At 65.6% G+C, this 19,485-nt stretch carries 17 protein-coding genes; 13 read left to right on the top strand and 4 right to left on the bottom strand.

Annotated features, from left to right (window positions below):
- Window position 1 precedes the first annotated feature (1 nt).
- The 8 genes from LY44_RS10020 to LY44_RS09985 all read left to right on the top strand — a co-directional run bounded on the left by LY44_RS10020 (window position 2) and on the right by LY44_RS09985 (window position 7,632).
- The gene (locus LY44_RS10020) at window positions 2-679 is read left to right on the top strand and encodes an OmpA family protein (protein ID WP_055211642.1); all 678 of its coding nucleotides are present in this window, start codon (window positions 2-4) and stop codon (window positions 677-679) included.
- Between the two features lie 234 nt (window positions 680-913).
- Window positions 914-2,179 (top strand): AAA family ATPase, encoded by a 1,266-nt coding sequence (locus LY44_RS10015; RefSeq protein WP_055256451.1) that lies wholly within the window; start codon window positions 914-916, stop codon window positions 2,177-2,179.
- 19 nt (window positions 2,180-2,198) lie between these two features.
- The gene (locus LY44_RS10010) at window positions 2,199-3,659 is read left to right on the top strand and encodes a CpaF family protein (protein WP_055256449.1); all 1,461 of its coding nucleotides are present in this window, start codon (window positions 2,199-2,201) and stop codon (window positions 3,657-3,659) included.
- Window positions 3,660-3,674: 15 nt separating this feature from the next.
- Complete coding sequence (locus LY44_RS10005) at window positions 3,675-4,643, top strand: type II secretion system F family protein (RefSeq protein WP_055211640.1); 969 nt, start codon at window positions 3,675-3,677, stop codon at window positions 4,641-4,643.
- A gap of 10 nt (window positions 4,644-4,653) precedes the next feature.
- Window positions 4,654-5,667: a type II secretion system F family protein gene (locus tag LY44_RS10000; RefSeq protein WP_055211638.1), complete on the top strand. Its 1,014-nt coding sequence runs from the start codon at window positions 4,654-4,656 to the stop codon at window positions 5,665-5,667.
- A gap of 10 nt (window positions 5,668-5,677) precedes the next feature.
- Window positions 5,678-6,241 carry a tetratricopeptide repeat protein gene (locus tag LY44_RS09995; protein ID WP_055211636.1) on the top strand — a complete coding sequence of 188 codons (564 nt, stop codon included), beginning with the start codon at window positions 5,678-5,680 and terminating at the stop codon, window positions 6,239-6,241.
- A gap of 25 nt (window positions 6,242-6,266) precedes the next feature.
- Window positions 6,267-7,127 carry a tetratricopeptide repeat protein gene (locus LY44_RS09990; RefSeq protein WP_055211634.1) on the top strand — a complete coding sequence of 287 codons (861 nt, stop codon included), beginning with the start codon at window positions 6,267-6,269 and terminating at the stop codon, window positions 7,125-7,127.
- A 1-nt stretch (window position 7,128) separates the two neighbouring features.
- Complete coding sequence (locus LY44_RS09985; protein WP_055211992.1) at window positions 7,129-7,632, top strand: prepilin peptidase; 504 nt, start codon at window positions 7,129-7,131, stop codon at window positions 7,630-7,632.
- Here LY44_RS09985 and LY44_RS09980 read toward each other — a convergent pair.
- The 3 genes from LY44_RS09980 to LY44_RS09970 all read right to left on the bottom strand — a co-directional run bounded on the left by LY44_RS09980 (window position 7,625) and on the right by LY44_RS09970 (window position 11,962).
- Complete coding sequence (locus LY44_RS09980; protein ID WP_055211991.1) at window positions 7,625-8,485, bottom strand: 4-(cytidine 5'-diphospho)-2-C-methyl-D-erythritol kinase; 861 nt, start codon at window positions 8,483-8,485, stop codon at window positions 7,625-7,627. The two genes, LY44_RS09985 and LY44_RS09980, sit on opposite strands and share 8 nt — an antisense overlap.
- The gene (locus tag LY44_RS09975; RefSeq protein WP_055211631.1) at window positions 8,472-10,190 is read right to left on the bottom strand and encodes a tetratricopeptide repeat protein; all 1,719 of its coding nucleotides are present in this window, start codon (window positions 10,188-10,190) and stop codon (window positions 8,472-8,474) included. The genes LY44_RS09980 and LY44_RS09975 overlap by 14 nt, the downstream gene beginning before the upstream one ends.
- 110 nt (window positions 10,191-10,300) lie before the next feature.
- Window positions 10,301-11,962, bottom strand: a complete 1,662-nt coding sequence (locus tag LY44_RS09970; RefSeq protein WP_055211629.1) for an electron transfer flavoprotein-ubiquinone oxidoreductase — start codon at window positions 11,960-11,962, stop codon at window positions 10,301-10,303.
- Window positions 11,963-12,213: 251 nt separating this feature from the next.
- On the opposite strand from LY44_RS09970, the gene greA reads away from it, so the two are divergent.
- Both greA and LY44_RS09960 read left to right on the top strand, forming a co-directional pair.
- Entirely contained in the window at window positions 12,214-12,684 is a 471-nt protein-coding gene (gene greA / locus LY44_RS09965) for a transcription elongation factor GreA (protein ID WP_055211626.1), read from the top strand.
- Between the two features lie 24 nt (window positions 12,685-12,708).
- A complete protein-coding gene (locus tag LY44_RS09960; protein ID WP_055211624.1) occupies window positions 12,709-13,746 on the top strand; it encodes a hypothetical protein in 1,038 nt (345 codons plus the stop codon).
- A 48-nt stretch (window positions 13,747-13,794) separates the two neighbouring features.
- On the opposite strand, the gene LY44_RS09955 is transcribed toward LY44_RS09960, so the two are convergent.
- Window positions 13,795-15,240, bottom strand: a complete 1,446-nt coding sequence (locus LY44_RS09955) for a tryptophanase (protein WP_055211989.1) — start codon at window positions 15,238-15,240, stop codon at window positions 13,795-13,797.
- A gap of 166 nt (window positions 15,241-15,406) precedes the next feature.
- On the opposite strand from LY44_RS09955, the gene LY44_RS09950 reads away from it, so the two are divergent.
- The 3 genes from LY44_RS09950 (at window position 15,407) to LY44_RS09940 (ending at window position 19,415) form a co-directional block, all read left to right on the top strand.
- Complete coding sequence (locus LY44_RS09950; protein ID WP_055211623.1) at window positions 15,407-15,619, top strand: hypothetical protein; 213 nt, start codon at window positions 15,407-15,409, stop codon at window positions 15,617-15,619.
- A gap of 386 nt (window positions 15,620-16,005) precedes the next feature.
- Window positions 16,006-17,217, top strand: a complete 1,212-nt coding sequence (locus tag LY44_RS09945; protein ID WP_055211621.1) for an acetyl-CoA C-acetyltransferase — start codon at window positions 16,006-16,008, stop codon at window positions 17,215-17,217.
- Window positions 17,218-17,228: 11 nt separating this feature from the next.
- Window positions 17,229-19,415: a 3-hydroxyacyl-CoA dehydrogenase NAD-binding domain-containing protein gene (locus LY44_RS09940; protein ID WP_055211619.1), complete on the top strand. Its 2,187-nt coding sequence runs from the start codon at window positions 17,229-17,231 to the stop codon at window positions 19,413-19,415.
- Window positions 19,416-19,485 lie beyond the last annotated feature (70 nt).

Here is a 19,485-nt window from a genome sequence, read left to right as displayed (position 1 = left end):
GATGCAGCTGGGGGTCCAGAGGATGCGCTATGGGGTGATCGTCGCGGGCGCGCTGGCGCTGGCCGGGTGCAGCGGTGCCGAACTGGGCAGCCAGTATGAAACCGGCGGCTTCGGCAATGCCACGATGAACAACACCCTGATGATGACCGGGCAACGCGATTTCGCCGTCAGCCTGACGCGCAAATTCGCCCAGGACGTGCCCAATACCGTCAATTTCGCCTTCAACTCGGATCGGCTCGACGGCACGGCGCAGGCGGCGCTCGTGCAGCAGGCGAACTGGATCCGGCAATTCCCCGAGGTGAAATTCCGCGTCTATGGCCATACCGATCTTGTCGGCTCGGATGCCTACAACAAGGCGCTGGGCCTGCGCCGCGCCCGCGCCGTCGTCGCCTTCCTGACCGGGCAGGGGATTTCCCGGTCCCGGCTGGAAGCGGTCGTATCCTATGGCAAGACGCAGCCGCTGGTCTATGACCCGGGTCCGAATGTGCAGAACCGCCGCACCGTCACCGAGGTTTCGGGGTTGGTCAAGCGCACACCGCAATATCTGGATGGCCAATATGCGGAACTGGTGTTCCGGCAATATGTCGCCTCGGCCATGCCGGTCAGCATCGTCACGCTGTCGACCGGCCAGAGCAACGGCAGCGGCGGCGGTGGCGGCGGCGGTGGCGCCCCGCAATAAGCGCTGCGCAGATCTTTCGTTCCGGGCGGGCTTTGGCAACAAGGCCCGCCTGTTTCTTGGATCGTCGCCAAATACCCCACAATTGGAACAATCCGGCCCAAATGTTGCCCTGATTGGCCGCGACCCTTAACGGGCAGGAAATGGCACGTCCCCGAGTCGTGCCCCTTTCGCGGCTGTGCCGGACGCAGGCTTGCCCGGTCCCGGTCGCGAAATGCGTAACAAAGGACCGAGGCAATGAGTGCAGCAGCAAGTCTTTCTCCGGAACCGGCGCCGATCGTGGCCTGTACGGTCTCGCGGGACGTCTCGAATTTCGACCTGCTGATCGAGGACATGGAAGCCGAGCTGGGCGAAAGCTGGGGCGATCTGACCTTCGAGGATGCGGCGGTCTTCCTCAACCAGCCGGATTCCGAACTGCTCGAATTCATCGCCATCGCGGTCGACAACGAAGATGAAAACAACCTCGCGCGGATTTCCGGCATCATCGGCACCGCCAAGGAAAAGGGCATCCGCGTCATCCTGATCGCCGAGGAGGTCAGCCCGATCGCCCTGCACCAGCTCTTGCGTCTGGGCGCCGATGATTTCGTGCCCTATCCGCTGCCCGAAGGCGCCCTGCACGAGGCGATCGAGCGGCTGGGCCAGTCCGATCTGCCGCCCGAGCTGCCCGCCGCCGCCGCGGCCCCGCCCGCCTTCAAGGCCGCGGGCGGGCGCGATGGCGTCGTGTTGCCGGTGCATGGCCTGTCGGGCGGGGTGGGGGCGACGACCTTTGCCGTGAACCTGGCCTGGGAACTGGCCACGCCCGAGGCCTCGAAGAAATCCCCGGCGCCGGCGCCGCGGGTCTGCCTGCTCGATTTCGACCTGCAATTCGGCTCCGCCTCGACCTATCTGGACCTGCCGCGCCGCGATCTGGTGTTCGAGATGCTGCAGGACACCGCGCATATGGACGCCGAAAGCTTCAATCAGGCGCTTCTGACCTTCAACGACCGGCTGCATGTGCTGACCGCGCCGTCGGAAATGCTGCCGCTCGACATCGTCACCGCCGAGGATATTTCCCGCATCATCGAGATGGCGCGGTCGAATTTCGACTTCGTGGTGATCGACATGCCGACCACCGTCGTCAGCTGGACCGAAACCGTGCTGAGCCAGGCGCATCTTTACTTCGCGGTGATGGAGCTTGACATGCGTTCGGCGCAGAACACGCTGCGGATGATCCGGGCGCTGAAGGCGGAAAACCTGCCGATCGAGAAGCTGCGCTTCGTGCTGAACCGGGCGCCGAAATTCACCGATCTGTCGGGCAAGTCGCGGGTGAAGCGGCTGGCCGAAAGCCTGGATATCGGTATCGAGCTTTTGCTCTCCGATTGCGGCCGGATCGTCACCCAGGCCAATGACCACGGCCTGCCGCTGGCGCTGTCGGCGGCCAAGGCGCCGCTGCGCAAGGAAATCCAGAAACTCGCCCAATCCATCGCCGAGTTGAACCGCGCCGCCGAAGCCGCCACGGCCTGAGCGGACCCCGGAGACCGTCATGTTCTCGCGTTACAAGAAATCCGCCGCTGCCGCGCCCGCCGGGACCGTCCGGCCCGCCGCCGCCGCCCCGGTGCCGCAGCTGCCGATCGCCGCCACGCCCGAGACGCCGAAGCCCGGGGTGCAGCGCCGGATGATGCCCGGGGCGCCGGCCTCGGCGCAGGCGGCGGCCGCCGACAAGGACCGCAAGCGCAAGGAGCGCATGGGCGAGCTCAAGGTCGAGCTGCACAAGCGGCTTTTGGAAAACCTGAACCTTTCCGCGCTGGAACATGCCTCGGAAACGGAGCTGAAAGCCGAGATCGCGGCGATCTCGGGCGAGGCGATGACCGAGATGTCGGTGGTGCTGAACGCCGCCGAACGGCTGAGCCTGCATCAGGAACTTTACGACGAGGTGATGGGCCTTGGCCCGCTCGAGCCGCTTTTGAAGGACGAGACCGTCTCCGACATCCTGGTGAACGGGCCCAATCAGATCTTTGTCGAACGCTTCGGCAAGCTGCAGCTGTCGGATGTCACCTTCAAGGATGAAAAGCACCTGCTGCGGATCATCGACAAGATCGTCTCGGCGGTCGGTCGTCGCGTCGATGAATCAAACCCCTATGTCGACGCCCGTCTGGCCGATGGCTCGCGGTTCAACGCGATGGTGCCGCCGGTCGCGGTCGATGGCTCGCTCGTCTCGATCCGGAAATTCAAGAAGGACAAGCTGGCGATCGATGATCTGGTCCGCTTCGGCGCCTTCACCGAGGAGATGGCGGCCTACTTGCAGGCCGCCGTGGCGACGCGGCTCAATGTGATCGTGTCGGGGGGCACGGGGTCGGGGAAGACCACGACGCTGAATGCGCTGTCGAGTTTCATCGACAACTCCGAACGCATCCTGACGATCGAAGACACGGCCGAATTGCAGCTGCAACAGACCCATGTCGGCCGGATGGAAAGCCGCCCGCCGAACGTCGAGGGCAAGGGCGCGGTGACGCAGCGCGACTGTTTGAGGAACGCGCTGCGGATGCGGCCCGACCGGATCATCGTCGGCGAAACCCGCGGCGAGGAAGTCATCGACATGCTGCAGGCGATGAACACCGGCCATGACGGTTCGATGACGACGATCCACGCCAACAACGCCCGTGACGGCATCTCGCGGCTGGAAAACATGGTCGCGATGGCGGGCATCGAAATGCCGCTGAAAGCCGTGCGCAGCCAGATCGCCAGCGCGGTCAACCTGATCGTGCAGGCAAGCCGCCTGCAAGACGGCTCGCGGCGGATGGTCTCGATCACCGAGATCACCGGGATGGAAGGCGACGTGATCTCGATGCAGGAAATCTTCCGCTACGAACGGCTTGGCCTTGCGCCCGATGGCAAGATCATCGGCCGCTTCACCGCCACCGGCGTGCGCAGCCATTATTCGGAGCGCTTCCGGCAATGGGGCTACGACCTGCCCGCCTCGATCTACGAACCGGTTCAGGACTGACGGAGAGCAAAGCCCATGATCATTTCCGCCACGCCGATCATCTATGGCCTGATCTTCGTCGCCGTGCTTCTGATCGTCGAGGGCATCTATCTGCTGGTCTTCGGCAAGTCGATCTCGCTCAACAACCGGGTGAACCGGCGGCTGGAGATGCTCGACAAGGGGCAGCGGCGCGAACAGGTGCTGGAACAGCTCCGCAAGGAGGCGACGCAGCATTCGAAGGCACAGGGCATTCCGCTTTATTCCCTGCTCGCCTCCAAGGCGCAAAAGGCCAATATCGCCTTTTCGCCGATGGCGCTGATCGGCGTGATGGCGCTGGTCAGCTTCGTCGCCTTTCTGGGCCTGACGCTGGGCACCCAGGCCTCGACCCCGGTGCGGGCGGCTCTGGCGGTGGGGATGGGCGTCGGCGGGGTCTATTTCTGGGTCCATGGCAAGGCCGGCAAGCGGCTGAAACTGGCCGAGGATCAGCTGCCCGACGCGGTCGAGCTGATGGTGCGCAGCCTGCGTGTCGGCCACCCGCTAGCCTCGGCGATCCAGGCGGTGGCGCGGGAAATTCCCGATCCGCTGGGCACCGAATTCGGCATCATCGCCGACGAGGCCGCCTATGGCCGCAATGTGGTGGATTGCCTGCGCGATCTGGCCGAACGGCTCGACATGCAGGATCTGCGCTTTCTGGCCGTGGCGGTGTCGATCCAGCAGACCTCGGGCGGCAACCTGGCCGAGGTGCTGGAAGGTCTGGCCAAGGTGATCCGCTCGCGGTTCCGGCTGTTCCGCCGCGTCCGCGCCATCACCGCCGAGCCGAAATGGTCGGGTATTTTCCTGTCGGGTTTTCCGGTCGCCGTGCTGGTGGTGATCCAGGTGGTCGCGCCCGATTACTATGACAACGTCAAGGACACGCCCTCCTTCGTTCCGGCCGCGCTGATCGTCTTCGCGCTTCTGGCGGCGAATGTGCTGTTCATGAAGGTCATGACCACGATCAAGGTCTGAGGAGGCAGGGATGTCCGCACAAGCGATCACCGAGATGCTGACCGCCTGGCTGGGTCCGATGGGCCCGGTCATTGCCATTGCGGCCCTGGGCGCCGTTCTGGTGCTGGCGGCCCTGCCCGCGCTTGTGTCGAAACGCGAAGACCCGCTCGACAAGCTGCGCAAAAGCATCGCGGCGGGCAACGGGACCGCCGGAGCGGCGCAGGCGACGACGAAAAAGGCGCAAAAGCTGCGCAACAGCGGTGGCCCCGACAAGCTGCAGAAATTCGCGGGATTTCTGGAGCCGCAAAGCAAGGAAGAAATGTCCGAAAGCCGGAAATGGCTGCACAAGGCGGGCTATCGCGGCCCGCATGCGGTGCGCCATTTCCACGCCGTGCAATTCGCGCTGGCGATCTCGTTGCTGGGCCTCGGCGTGCTTTATGTGCTGTCCTACAATGCCGGACATGAAATCCCGCTGGAATCGACCAATGCGATCGCGGCGATCCTTGGCCCGGCGGTCGGCGGCTATTACGCGCCGCGCCGCTGGGTGAACCAGCGCGTCGCCGCCCGCACCCAGGAAATCCAGGACGGCTTTCCCGATGCGCTCGACATGCTTCTGGTCTGCGTCGAGGCGGGGCAATCGCTCGATCAGGGCATCATCCGGGTGTCGAAGGAACTCGCCAATTCCTACCCCGCGCTGGCCGAGGAATTCGAAACCGTCGCCCACGAGATCAAGGCCGGTCTGGACAAGCCCACCGTGCTGCGCGCCTTTGCCGAGCGTTCGGGCGTGTCCGATGTCGCCTCCTTCGTCACCGTGATGATCCAGAGCCAGCAATTCGGCACCTCGATCGCCGAGGCGCTGCGGCTTTACGCCGCCGACATGCGCGACAAGCGGATCATGCGCGCCGAGGAAGCGGCGAACAAGATCCCGACCAAGATGACGCTGGGCACGATGCTTTTCACCGTGCCGCCGCTGCTCATCATCCTTGTCGGCCCCTCGGTCCATGATATGATGGAAAACTTCGCCGCCATCGGTGGCAGTCCCTAAGATGTGATCCATGCGCCCGACCCGTTTCGCGCCGCTTGCCGCGCTGTCGCTGTGCCTTCTGGCCGCCTGCATGCCGGGCGGCCTTGGCGCGTCGAAGGGCAGCCCCTTTGCCCCTGGCGCGGCCGAGGGCGAGGGCGTTGACGGGCTGATCGTCGGGCATCGGCTGATGGCGGCGGGCGAATACGAACTGGCTCTGAAGGCCTATTACCGCGCCGCGGGCGAGCAGGGGGCGACAGTCGATGTCCTGTCCGCGATCGGCTCGGCCGATCTGAAGCTGGGCCGTCTGGGGCAGGCCGAACAGATCCTGCGCCGCGCCACCGAAAAGGACGAACGCTTCGTGCCCGCCTGGAACAATCTGGGCGTCGTGCTGATGGAACAGGGCAAGGCCGCCGAGGCCGCGCGGGTGTTCCAGATCGCCTATGGGCTCGACAGTGGCGAATCCGACGCGATCCGGCAAAACCTGCGCCTGGCCCTCGCAAAGAAACAGAAACCCGCCTATGATCCGCCGACGGACCGACCGTTCAAACTGGTGCGGCGGGGGGTTGGAGAATACCTTCTGCTGACCGAGCAGTGAGGCACGAGCAAGAGGACGCAGCACCATGCGCCACCCGATCATCCTTGTGCTCCTTGCGGGCTGTTCCTTCACGCTTGCCGGCTGCATGGGCCGCGACAAGGCCGAGGTCGACAAGGCGCTCGACACGGTCAATGCGGTCGATGCGACGAACCTGTCCGACATCATGCTGACGGTGGGCGACCCGCGCGAGGCGGTGGCCTATTTCACCCGCGCGACGAACGAACACCCCGAGCGGATCGACCTGCAAAGGGGTCTGGGCAAGTCGATGGTGCGGGCCGGTCAGGCCGAAGCCGCGATCGGCGTCTGGACGCGGATCATCGCCATGCCGGGCGGCGGCAATGACGACAAGGTGGCGCTGGCCGATGCGCAGATCCGGGCGGGCAAGTGGGAAGCCGCCAAGGCGACGCTGAACACCATTCCGCCGACGCACGAAACCTTTGAACGCTACAAGCTTGAAGCGATGGTCGCCGACAGCGAGAAGAACTGGAAGAAGGCCGACAGTTTCTACGAGACCGCCGCGGGGCTGACGACGCGGCCCTCGGGGGTGTTGAACAACTGGGGCTTTTCCAAGCTGACGCGCGGCGATGCCAAGGGCGCCGAGACGCTGTTCTCCGAGGCGCTGAGCTATGATTCCACCTCGTTCACCACCAAGAACAATCTGGTGATGGCGCGGGCGGCGCAGCACAAATACGATCTGCCGGTGGTCGACATGACCCAGACCGAACGGGCGAAGCTGCTGTATACGGCGGCGCTGTCGGCGATCAAGCAGGGCGATGTGACGATCGGCAAGGGGCTTTTGCAGGACGCGGTCGACACGTCGCCGGTCTATTTCGAGGAAGCGGCACGGGCGCTTGAAGCGCTGGATGCCGGGGGCAGGCGGGGCTGAGATGCTGGGACTGAGCGTGTCGCAATCGGCCCTGGCGCTGTTCGTCGCCGTGCTGCCGATCTGCGCCTGGGTAAGCTATACCGATCTGAAATACATGAAGATCCGCAATGCCGCGGTGCTTTCGCTGATCGCGGTCTTTGCCGTCGTCGGCGTTCTGGTGCTGCCGCTCGAGGTCTGGGCCTGGCGCTGGCTGCATCTGCCGGTGGTTCTGGGCATCGGCCTTGTGCTGAACATCGCGCTGGGCGTGGGTATGGGCGATGTGAAATTCGCCGCCGCCAGCGCGCCGTTCTTTTCCGCCGATCCGGGCCGGGTGATCCTGGCGGTGCTGCTGCTGCAGGCCTGTCTGATCCTGGCCTTCGCCCTGCATCGCCTCGCCCGCGCGATTCCGGCGGTGCGCGCCGCGACGCCCGACTGGGCCAGCTGGGGGCATCGGAAATTCCCCTTCGGCCTGGTGCTGGTGGGCACGCTGCTGAGCTATCTCGGGCTGATCGCCGCGCTCACCTGAGCTGCGGCGCGGCTTTCTGCGCCTGATCGCCAAGGCTGCCATGCGCGCTCCACCAGCCCGGATGGCTTGCGGCAAGGGCGGCCTGCGCTGCTGCGGCCTCGGCCTCGGTGCCGAACAGGCCAAAGCAGGTCGCCCCCGATCCCGACATCCGCGCCAGTTGGCAGCCGGGCAGGGCGGAAAGCACCGCCAGAACCTCGGCGATCACCGGGGCCTGCGCCACGGCGGGGGCCTGCAGATCGTTGCGCTGGCTGGCCAGCCAGGCGATGCAGGCGCCCGCATCCGCAAAGGCCGGGATCTCGGGCAGGGGGGGATTGTCCTTGCGGCTCAGCGCCTTGAAGACCGAGGGCGTGGGCACTTCGACGCGCGGATTGACCAGAACCGCGGGCAGGGCGGGCAGGGCAACCGGGGTCAGATCCTCGCCGATGCCGCGGGTGCGGGCCGGGCGCGGGTCCAGACACATCGGCACATCGGCGCCAAGCTTCAGCACCGCGCCCGCATCGGGCAGGGGCTGGCCGGTCAGTGCCGCCATGCCGCGCAAGGCCGCCGCCGCATCCGACGAGCCGCCGCCGATCCCCGAAGCTGCGGGCAGGCATTTCTCCAGCCCCACCGCCGCGCCCACGCCAAACAGCGCCGCCGCCTTCAGCACCAGGTTTTCCGGTCCCTCGGGCACGGCCGCGCCTTCGGGGCCGCCGACCTTCAACCCCAGCCCTGCGGCCGGTGCCAGCGTCAGCCCGTCGCCCACCGGCGAAAAGGCGACCAGACTGTCAAGCAGATGATAGCCATCGGCGCGCTGGCCGGTGACATGCAGGGCCAGATTGACCTTGGCCGGGGCGAAAACGTCAATTCTGCGCATGGTCCGGGTGCAGCGGCGCGGCACCTTCCTCCTTCAGCACGGCATCCAGTCCGACTTCAAGCTTGCGGCGGACGCGGTTGGGGTCAAGATCGGGCGAGGGCCCCAGATTGAGCGCCCGACGCCACTGGAATTCCGCCTCGCGCTGGCGTCCGACTGCCCAGTAGACATCGCCCAGATGGTCGTTCAGCAGCGGATCGGCCGGGGTCAGCTCGACCGCCTTTTCCATCTGCACCACCGCCTCGTCATAGCGGCCCAGCCGGTAATAGGCCCAGCCCAGACTGTCGGTGATATAGCCGTCATCGGGTCGCCCGGCGACGGCCTTTTCGATCATCTTGAGCGCCTCTTTCAGGTTCTGGCGCTTCTCGACATAGGAATAGCCCAGATAATTCAGCACTATCGGCTGATCGGGCGAGAGTTTCAGCGCCTGGCGGAAGCCCTTTTCGGCCTTGTCCCACTGCCCCGAGCGTTCCTGCGCGATGGCGCGCGAATACCACAGGCTCCAGTCGGCCGGGCGCGGCGTGCCGGTCAGCGCGATCGCCTTGTCATAGGCGGTGGCGGCCTCGGCGTAGCGTTCCTCGCGGCGCAGCGTGTCGCCAAGCGAGGACCAGGCATTGGGCAGGGCGGGATGGCTGCGGGAGAGCGCTTCGAGCACGCCGATCGCCGCATCGGATTGCCCGGCCGAGACCATCGCCTGCGCCCGGCCCAGTTCGGCGGCATAGAAGGCGGGATTGTCCGGGCCGATCTCGGCATAGGCGGCGATCGCCAGATCATATTGTTCCTGCGATTCCAGGATGTCGGCGATCAGCAGCGCGGCATCGACATCGTCGGGGCGCAGCCACAGCGCCAGCCGGGCATGGATCAGCGCGAAACCGGGCAGTGAATCCGCGCTCAGCGCCAGCGCGACGGACTGGAACACCTCCGCCACGCCATCGCGGGCGGACCCGATCCGGGTGAAGGGCAGGGTTTCCCCGGCCGCCAGCTGCTTGCGGATCGCGGCGATCTCGGGCGGGGCGGTGTCGCCATAGGCCTGATCGATCAGCGCCACCGCATCTCCATCGCGTTCCAGCTGCGAGAGCACCTGCGCATGGGCCAGAATGCCGCGCCGGGTGCCGTTGAAGTAATCGGCATATTTGCCCGAAAAGATCTTCTCGGCGCCCTCGTGATCGCCGACCAGCGCCGCGGCGAGCGCGCGGTGATAGGCGGCAAAGCCTTCGAGCCCGTCCATCTTGCCCAGCGCGCCAAAGCTCTCCATCGCCTCGGACATCTTGCCCGCGCCCGCCAGCGCCCAGGCCTTGTAAAGCCCGCCCACCAGCTGACCGGCATCGCCGCCGCGGTCCAAAAGCGCCTCCCCGGCGGCGAAATCGCCCGAATGCGCCGCCTCGGCCAGCATCACCAGCACCGCCACCTGCGAGGGCTGCTTGGCGGTGACCATCTGCGCCGCCAGATCGCGGGCCGCAGCCATGTCGCCCAGTGACAGAAGGCTGACCAGCAGCCCCTCCTGCACCCGCTCATCGGTGGGATCGTCGGCCAGAAGGCGTTGATAATAGGTCGCCGCCGCGGCGTAATTGCTGTCCGTCGCCGCCGCCTGCGCGGCCAGATAGGCGCCCGCATCCTCGGACCGGACCGCGGTCGCGGGCAGGGCCAGGCCAAGGCCAAGCGCCGTGGCAAGGCAGAGAACAGGCGAAAGTCGGGAAAGGAAGGGCACGGATGGGTCCTTTTGATCGGGCTGGCCCAAAAGGTAGCGAGGCCCATCGTGCAAAGCAATCGGGGGCGGCGAAAGCCCCCCCCGCAACACGCCGATGTGACGCGCAAGACTCACATATTGGGGTAGTTCGGCCCGTCGCCGCCCTGCGGCGTGGTCCAGGTGATGTTCTGCGACGGATCCTTGATGTCGCAGGTCTTGCAATGCACGCAGTTCTGGAAGTTGATCTGGAACTTCGCCTGATCGCCCTCGCCCAGCACCTCGTAAACCCCCGCCGGGCAGTAACGCTGCGCCGGTTCCGCATAGTCGCGCAGGTTCACCGTCAGCGGGATCGAGGCATCCTTCAGCCGCAGGTGGCAGGGCTGGCTTTCCTCGTGGTTGGTAAAGGCGAAGCTGACATTGGTCAGCCGGTCGAAGCTGATCTTGCCATCGGGTTTCGGATAGTCAATCGGCGCGAAATCCTTCGCCAGCCCGGTATGGGCGGCGTCGGTCTTCTTGTGCTTGAGCGTGCCGAAGAAGGAAAAGCCCAGCAGTGAATTCGTCCACATGTCGAGCCCGCCAAGGAACATCGAGGCCCAGATCCCCCACCAGGACCACATCGGCTTGACGTTGCGCACCGGGATCAGATCCTTGGCGATCGCGCCCGAGCGGACATCGGCCTCGTAATCCACCAGCTCGTCGCCTGCGCGTCCGGCCTTGATCGCCTTCGCGGCGGCCTCGGCGGCGGCAATGCCCGAGAGCATCGCATTGTGGTTGCCCTTGATCCGCGGCACGTTCACGAAGCCTGCCGAGCAGCCCAGAAGCGCCGCCCCCGGCACGGTCAGTTTCGGGATCGACTGCCAGCCGCCCTCGGAAATCGCCCGCGCGCCGTAAGCCACGCGCTTGCCGCCCTCCAGCAGCTGCGCCACCATCGGGTGATGCTTGAAGCGCTGGAATTCCATATAGGGGTAGAGATAGGGGTTCTGGTAGTTCAGGTGCACCACAAGCCCGATATACACCTGATTGTTTTCAATGTGATAGATGAAGGACCCGCCGCCCGCATTGTGATCCAGCGGCCAGCCCATCGTGTGCGAAACCGTGCCCTCGCGGTGCTTTTTCGGGTCGATCTCCCAGATTTCCTTCATGCCGATGCCGAATTTCTGCGGGCATTTGCCATCGGAAAGATTGTAACGCTCGATCAGCTGTTTGGAGAGCGACCCGCGCACCCCTTCGGCGAGGAAGACATATTTGCCGCGCAGTTCCATCCCGGGCTCGTAGTTCGGGCCGGGCGTGCCATCGGCGGAAAGCCCCATTTCCCCCGCGACGACCCCGGCAACGCGGGTTTTGCCCTCGGCGTCCTTGTCCCAGACCAGTTCCGAGCACGACATGCCCGGGAAGATCTCGACCCCCAGCGCCTCGGCCTGTTCGGCCAGCCAGCGGCAGACATTCGCCATCGAGACGATGTAATTGCCGTGATTCGACATCAGCTTCGGCATCGGCCAGTTCGGGATGCGGGTCTGCCCGGCGGCCGAGAGCAGGAAGAAATTGTCTTCCTTGACCGGCGTCCTGATCGGTGCGCCCCGGTCTTTCCAGTCCGGAATGAGCTTGTTGAGGCCCCGCGGGTCCAGAACCGCGCCCGAAAGGATATGCGCGCCGACCTCGGAGCCCTTTTCCAGCACGACCACGTTCAGATCCGGATCGATCTGCTTGAGCCGGATCGCCGCAGACAACCCCGAAGGACCGGCCCCCACGATCACCACATCGTATTCCATCGACTCGCGTTCGATCTCGGCCATCTGGGGGCTCCTTCGTTCAGGCAGCTGCAGCGCGTTCCGGCGTCGTGGTAACGCGAATGGGAACATGAAGCAATTGTTACGCAGCGCCGCGACGCAACAATGTTTCGCATCTGCAGAAAAGACACGCGCGCCCGGATGCGGCACCCGGTCGGCGGAAAACGCCCCGCCACCCTTGACACCGGACCCGCTTGGCGGATTTACCTCACAGGACTAAGAAGAAGAATTGGCAGCCAGCACAGGTCAAGACCGCCATGGAAAAGATACCGATGACGCGCGCCGGCTACGACGTGCTCGACGAGGAACTGAAGACGCTGAAGTCCGTGGAACGGCCCGCCGTGATCAAGGCGATTGCCGAAGCCCGCGAGCATGGCGATCTGTCCGAAAACGCCGAGTATCACGCCGCCCGCGAAAAACAGAGCTTCGTCGAGGGCCGGATCAAGGAACTCGAATCGGTTCTGAGCCGCGCCGAGGTGATCGACACGGTGAAGCTGTCGGGCTCGATCAAGTTCGGGGCCACGGTGACGCTGGTCGACGAGGACACCGAGGAAGAGCGCACCTATCAGATCGTCGGCGAGCACGAGGCCGATCTGGAACGCGGTCTTCTGAACATCAAGTCGCCGCTGGCGCGCGCGCTGATCGGCAAGGATGAAGGCGACAGCGTCGAGGTCCGCACCCCGGGCGGGCAGCGCAGTTACGAGATCCTGTCGGTCCGTTTCCTGTAAGCGGATCTGTACAAAGGTGACGAGATGGGCGAGCCCCAGTCCGAGCGCAAGACCTCCGAAGGCGGTGCGGTGCCATGGTCGCCCGTGCCGCAACCGGACGTGCCGTCGCGCCGCACCGAATGGGTGGCGGGCGGGCTGACCGCGCTTTGGCTGGCGCTGGTCGGCGCCGTCTGGCTGTTGCTGCCCGCGGACGGGGCGACGGGGCCGAATGCCGCCTCGCTGGTGATGGCGGTGGTGGGCGTCGTGCTGCCGGTGGTGATGATCTGGATCGCCGCCGTCACCGCCCGCACCGCGCAGGAGATGCGCGCCGAAGCGCAGGCGCTGAAGGTCGCGCTGGAGGCGATGCGCTCGGCCTGGATGAACCAGAGCCAGCTGCGCGGCGGTCAGGCGCTGGAGAAAAAGCTCGACGAGGTGGCGATCGCGGCGCGGCAGGCGGAATCGGCGCTGGCAACGTTTTCGACGCGGCGCGACCATGCGGCGATGCAGCCCCCGGCCGACCGCAAGGCGGCTTTGGCGGTGCCGAAATCCGCGGCCCCGGTCGATGACCAGCCCCGGCTGGCGCTCGGCACGCCTGCCGAGGACTTCAAGCCGCCGGTCTCGGTGGCCGATTTCATCCGCGCCATGCAGTTCCCCGACAATGCCGAGGACAAGGAGGGCTTCCGCGCCCTGCGCCGGGCGCTGGAAGACCGGACGATGGCGAAATTGCTGCGCGCGGCGCAGGATGTGCTGAACCTGCTGGCGCAGGACGGCATCTACATGGACGATCTGAAGCCCGACCGGGCCCGGCCCGAGTTGTGGCGCCGCTTCGCCAAGGGCGAGCGCGGCCGCGAGATCGCCGCCTTGGGCGGGGTGCGGGATCGCTCGTCCCTGGCGCTGACCTCGGGGCGGATGCGCGCCGACACGATCTTTCGCGACGCGGCGCATCATTTCCTGCGCCAGTTCGACCGCACCTTCACCGAATTCGAGCAGAACGCCAGCGATCAGGAGGTCGCGGAACTGGCCGAAACCCGCACCGCCCGCGCCTTCATGCTTCTGGGCCGCGTCACCGGCACTTTTGACTGAAGATCGGGTGATGGGGGATCGGGGCCCGCAGGCCCCGACCTTTCGGCCTTACAGGCTGTCGCCGAAATCGGCGCGGAACTTCGCCGCCAGTTTCTGCTGCCAGTCGCCCACCGGATCGAGCCGCCCGTAGAAGAAGCGCAGGATTTCCGGTTCCTCGACAAAGACCAGCCCGCCCACCAGATCACGGTTCTGATAGAGCCAGTCGATCCGGTCGATGGCATATTTGACCTGAGACAGCGTGAAGACGCGGCGCGGCATCGCGAGGCGCAGCAGTTCCATGTTGGAATAGACTTCCGTCCCGTCCGGGTTGCGTTGCTCGGACAGCGAGCCGCGTTCCATGCCCCGGATTCCGCTGGCGATGAACAGCGCCGAGGCGAGGGCCCCGGCGGGATATTGCGACTGCGGGATATGCGGCAGGAAGCGCATCACGTCGATATGGCAGCCCAGCCCCCCGGGCGGGGTGATCACCGGCACGCCGCGCTTGTCGAGTTCGCGCACCATGTAGTCGATGAAGAGCGGCCCTTGCGAAATCATGTCCACGTCCATGGTTTCCTCAAGCCCCACGGTCAGCGCCTCGATTTCGCGCACCGACATGCCGCCATAGGTCAAAAAGCCCTCGTAAAGCGGCACCAGCACCCGCATCTTGCGGTAAAGCTCCTCGGACCGGATGCAGATGGCGCCGCCCCGCGCACAGCCCAGCTTGCGGGCCGAGAAATAGATCACGTCGCACAGATCGGCGATCTGCCGGGTGATCGCGGCGATGCTCAGATCCTTGCAGCTCTCCTCGCGGGTCTTGTTGAACCACAGGTTGTCGGCCAGCAGCGAGGCATCCAGGACGAAGAGCATCCCGTGCTTGTCGCAGGCGGCGCGGATCTCGCGCAGGTTGGCGATCGAGATCGGCTGCCCGCCGATCAGGTTCGTCCCCGCCTCCATCCGCACGAAGGCGATCTTGTCCGCGCCATGGCTGGTGACCAGCGCCTCAAGCTTGGCGATGTCCATGTCGCCCTTGAACGGATGGGTCGAGGTGACCTCGAGGCCGCGGTCATGGGGGATTTCCTCGACCGAGCCGCCGTTGAGCACGATATGCGCCTTGGTGGTGGTGAAATGGTAGTTCATCGGCACGATCGTGCCCGGCTTCACCAGCACCTGGGAGAGGATGTTTTCGCAGGCGCGGCCCTGATGGGTGGGCAGGATGAAGTCCATCCCGAACAGCTCGACCAGCTTGGCCGCGAATTTCTCGTAGGTGGCGGATCCGGCATAGCTGTCATCGGCGACCATCATCGCCGCCACCTGCCGGTCGGACATCGCGTTCACGCCGCTGTCGGTCAGCATGTCCATGAAAATGTCGCGGTTTTGCAGCAGGAAGGTGTTGTTGCCCGCCATGGCGATCGCCGCCAAGCGGTCCTCGATCGGCGCGAGGGTGAGCTTTTGCACCACCCGCACCTTGTGCATTTCCAGCGGCACGGTCTCGCCGCCAAAGAATTTCACGACCATCTCTTCCTCCCCGGGCCGGTGGCCCTGTTTCCCGCGGCGATTGAGCGCCAGAGCGCGGCCGCGATCAATCCGCGGCGGCTGCGGCACAAGATCACGGCGGGGGGGCCGGGGCTCTGGCCTTCGGGGCGGCCTCGGCTTAGGCTGCGGGGGCAAGAAGGACCCGCCCATGCCCAAACGCCTGCGCCTGACGCGCCGCTTTCCGGTCTCGATGACGAATGACGCCTATCGCGTGCTGCACCGCTTCGCCGCGGAAGCCGGGCTGAGCCCGGACGAGGCTTTGTGCTTCCTCTTCGAGCATTTCAATTCGGTCACGCATCATGAAAATCTTGCGGTGCGGCTGCGGCTGTTCAAGGCGGAACTTGAAGATCGCAAGGCCTGAGGGCGCGCTGGGGGCCGGTCTCGGCAAGGGCGTATTTGGGCCAAGAAAAAGCTGGCGCGTAAGGTTTTGTTAACCAAGGCGCGGCACTCTGGTCGCACGGTACAGGCTGGCGAGCCGATGACCGTCCAAGGAAAAGCCGCCCCGGCGCGGGGAATGATCTTCCCGAGAGGCTTGAGTGACCTCCGTCAGCCGGGGCGCACCTTGGCTTGGGCTTTTCCTGGCGCAAATACGCCCTTTGCGACCTCTCCTCTGCGGGCCTTTCGTGACGTTGCGCCACTTTGTCGCCAGGCTACTTACGCGCACGTCAATTCGTTGCAATATGGTTGCCGACGCGGGGCTTTCCGCGACGGGAGCAGGCCCGGCCTCGTCCGGGCAGAGGAGGATCGATGACCGAAGCCTATATCTATGACGCCTGCCGGACGCCGCGGGGCAAGGGGCGCGCTGACGGCAGCCTGCATGAAGTCACCTCGGTCGCGCTGTCGGCGCGGCTTCTGGATGCGGTGGCGGAACGCAACGGCCTGACGGGTCCCGCGGTCGAGGATGTGATCTGGGGCAATGTCACGCAGGTGGGCGAGCAGGGCGGCTGTCTGGCGCGCTCGGCGGTGCTGCTCTCGGGGCTTCATGAATCGATCCCGGGCCTTTCGATCAACCGCTTTTGCGCCAGCGGCATGGAAGCGGTGAACCTTGCCGCCAATCAGGTCAAAGCGGGGGCGGGCGCGGCCTATATCGCGGGCGGGGTCGAGATGATGAGCCGCGTCGCCATGGGCTCGGACGGGGCGGCAATCGCCGTCGATCCCTCGCTTGCGATGAAGACCTGTTTCGTGCCGCAGGGGATTTCGGCCGATATCATCGCCACCGAATACGGGTTCAGCCGCGGGATGGCCGATGCCCTGGCGGTCGAAAGCCAGCGCCGCGCCGCCGAGGCCTGGGCCGAGAACCGGTTTGCGAAATCCATCGTGCCGGTGCGCGATCAGAACGGGCTGGTGATCCTGGAGCGCGACGAATATCTGCGCCCCGGCACGACGATGGAGGATCTGGCGAAACTCAAGCCCGCCTTCAAGGACATGGGCGAGGTGATGCCCGGCTTCGACAAGGTGGCGATGCTGAAATATCCGCATCTGGAGCGCATCGAGCATATCCACCATGCGGGCAATTCCTCGGGCATCGTCGATGGCGCGGCGGCCGTGCTGATCGGTTCGAAGGACTTCGGGCAGGCGCATGGGCTGAAACCGCGCGCCCGCATTCGCGCGACGGCGAAGATCGGCACCGATCCGACGATCATGCTGACCGGCCCGGTGCCTGTCACCGAAAAGATCCTGCGCGACAGCGGCATGTCGATTTCCGACATCGACCTCTTCGAGGTGAACGAGGCCTTTGCCGCCGTCGTCCTGCGCTTCATGCAGGCTTTTGACGTCAGTCAGGACAAGGTCAACGTGAACGGCGGCGCGATGGCCTTGGGCCATCCCTTGGGCGCGACGGGGGCGATCATCATCGGCACGCTGCTTGATGAGCTGGAACGGCGTGACCTGTCCACCGGCCTTGCGACGCTGTGCATCGCGTCCGGCATGGGCGCGGCCACCATCATCGAACGGGTCTGAGGGAGGAAACCATGACCGATTTCACCTGTGATCTGGGCGCCGATGGCGTCGCCATCCTCACCTGGGACGTGCCCGGCAAGTCGATGAACGTGATGAGCCTCGAGGGCTTTGCCCAGCTCAGTGCGCTGGTCGACGGCTGTCTGGCCGATCCGGCCTGCAAGGGCATCGTGCTGACCAGCGGCAAGAAGGATTTCGCCGGCGGCATGGATCTGAACGTCATCGCCAAGATGCGCGAAGGCGGAGCGGAGGCGATCTTTGCGGGCGTGATGCAGATGCATGCCGTGCTGCGCAAGATCGAGCGCGCCGGGATGGACCCGAAGACGCTGAAGGGGGGCAAGCCGATCGCCTGCGTCCTGCCGGGCACAGCCCTGGGCATCGGGCTCGAGCTGCCGCTTTCGTGCCACCGCATCTTCGCCGCCGAGAACCCGAAGGCGAAGATCGGCCTGCCCGAGATCATGGTCGGCATCTTCCCCGGCGCGGGCGGCACGACGCGGCTGGTGCGCAAGATGGGCGCGATGATGGCGGCGCCGTTCCTGCTCGAAGGCAAGCTTTCCGATCCCAAGGCTGCCAAGGCCGCGGGGATCATCGACGAGGTTTGCGCCGATCCGATGGCCGCCGCGCGCGACTGGGTCTTGAAGGCGACCGAGGCCGATCTGGTCAAGCCCTGGGATGCCAAGGGCTACAAGATGCCCGGCGGCGCGCCCTATCATCCGGCGGGCTTCATGACCTATGTCGGCGCCAGCGCCATGGTTTCGGCCAAGACCCTGGGGGTCTATCCGGCCGCCAAGGCGCTGCTGAGCGCGGTCTATGAAGGGGCGCTGGTGCCCTTTGATCAGGCGCTGCGGATCGAGGCGCGCTGGTTCACCAAGGTGCTGATTAACCCCTCCTCGACGGCGATGATCCGCTCGCTTTTCATCAACAAGGAGGCGCTGGAAAAAGGCGCGAACCGGCCCAAGGTCGCCGATCAGTCGGTGAAGAAACTGGGCGTTCTGGGCGCGGGGATGATGGGGGCGGGCATTGCCTATGTGTCGGCCAATGCGGGCATCGAGGTCGTGCTGATCGACAGCACGCAAGAAGCTGCCGAGCGCGGCAAGGCCTATGCGACCGGCATCCTCGACAAGGGCATCCAACGCCGCAAGGTGACGGAAGAGAAGAAGGCCGAGGTTCTGGGCCGCATCACCGCCACCACCGATTATGCGGCGCTGGCGGGCTGCGATCTGGTCGTGGAGGCCGTGTTCGAGGATCCGAAGGTCAAGGCCGAGGTGACGGCGAAAGCCGAAGCGGTGATCCCCGAGACCGCGATCTTTGCCACCAACACCTCGACCCTGCCGATCTCGGGTCTGGCCAAGGCCTCGAAACGACCGGAAAACTTCATCGGTATCCATTTCTTCAGCCCGGTCGACAAGATGATGCTGGTCGAGATCATCAAGGGCAAGGACACCGGCGAAGTGGCCGTGGCGAAGGCGCTCGATTTCGTCCGCGCCATCCGCAAGACCCCCATTGTCGTCAATGACGCGCGCTTCTTCTACGCCAACCGCTGCATCATCCCCTATATCAACGAGGGCATCCGCATGGTGGCCGAGGGGGTGAACCCGGTCCTGGTGGAAAACGCCGCAAAGCTGGTCGGTATGCCGCTGGGGCCGCTGCAACTGGTCGACGAGACCTCGATCGATCTGGGGGTGAAGATCGCCAAGGCGACGAAGGCCGCGATGGGTGACGCCTATCCCGACAGCGCGGTGGATGACGTGGTGTTCTGGATGGCGGAACAGGGGCGGCTGGGCAAGAAAGCCAATGCCGGGTTCTACGCCTATCCCGAGGGCAAGCGCGGCGGCATGTGGGAGGGGCTGGCGGCGCAGTATCCGCGCGCCGCGGCGCAACCCGAGCTGACCCATGTGCAGCATCGTCTCTTGATGGTGCAGGTGCTGGAGGCCGTGCGCGCCTTTGAACAGGGCGTCCTGACCGACATCCGCGAAGGCGATGTCGGCGCGATCCTCGGCTGGGGTTTCGCGCCCTGGTCGGGCGGCCCCTTCGCCTGGCTTGACATCCTGGGTGCGGCCCGCGCGGTCGAGATCTGCGACGCGCTTGCCGCCCAATACGGCGCCCGTTTCGAGACCCCGGCGCTGCTGCGCGACATCGCGGCCAAGGGCGACAGCTTCTACGCCCGCTTTGGTGCGGGCACGGCGGCGCAGGCCGCCTGAGCGCCCGGATCACGCGAAAGGGGGCGGTGCCGCGGGCATCGCCCCTTTTCCTTTGCGCCCGCGCAGCCTA

Source organism: Rhodobacter capsulatus (assembly GCF_003254295.1).
GTDB classification, from domain to species: Bacteria; Pseudomonadota; Alphaproteobacteria; order Rhodobacterales; family Rhodobacteraceae; genus Rhodobacter; species Rhodobacter capsulatus.
This window is presented reverse-complemented; position numbering and strand designations above follow the sequence as displayed.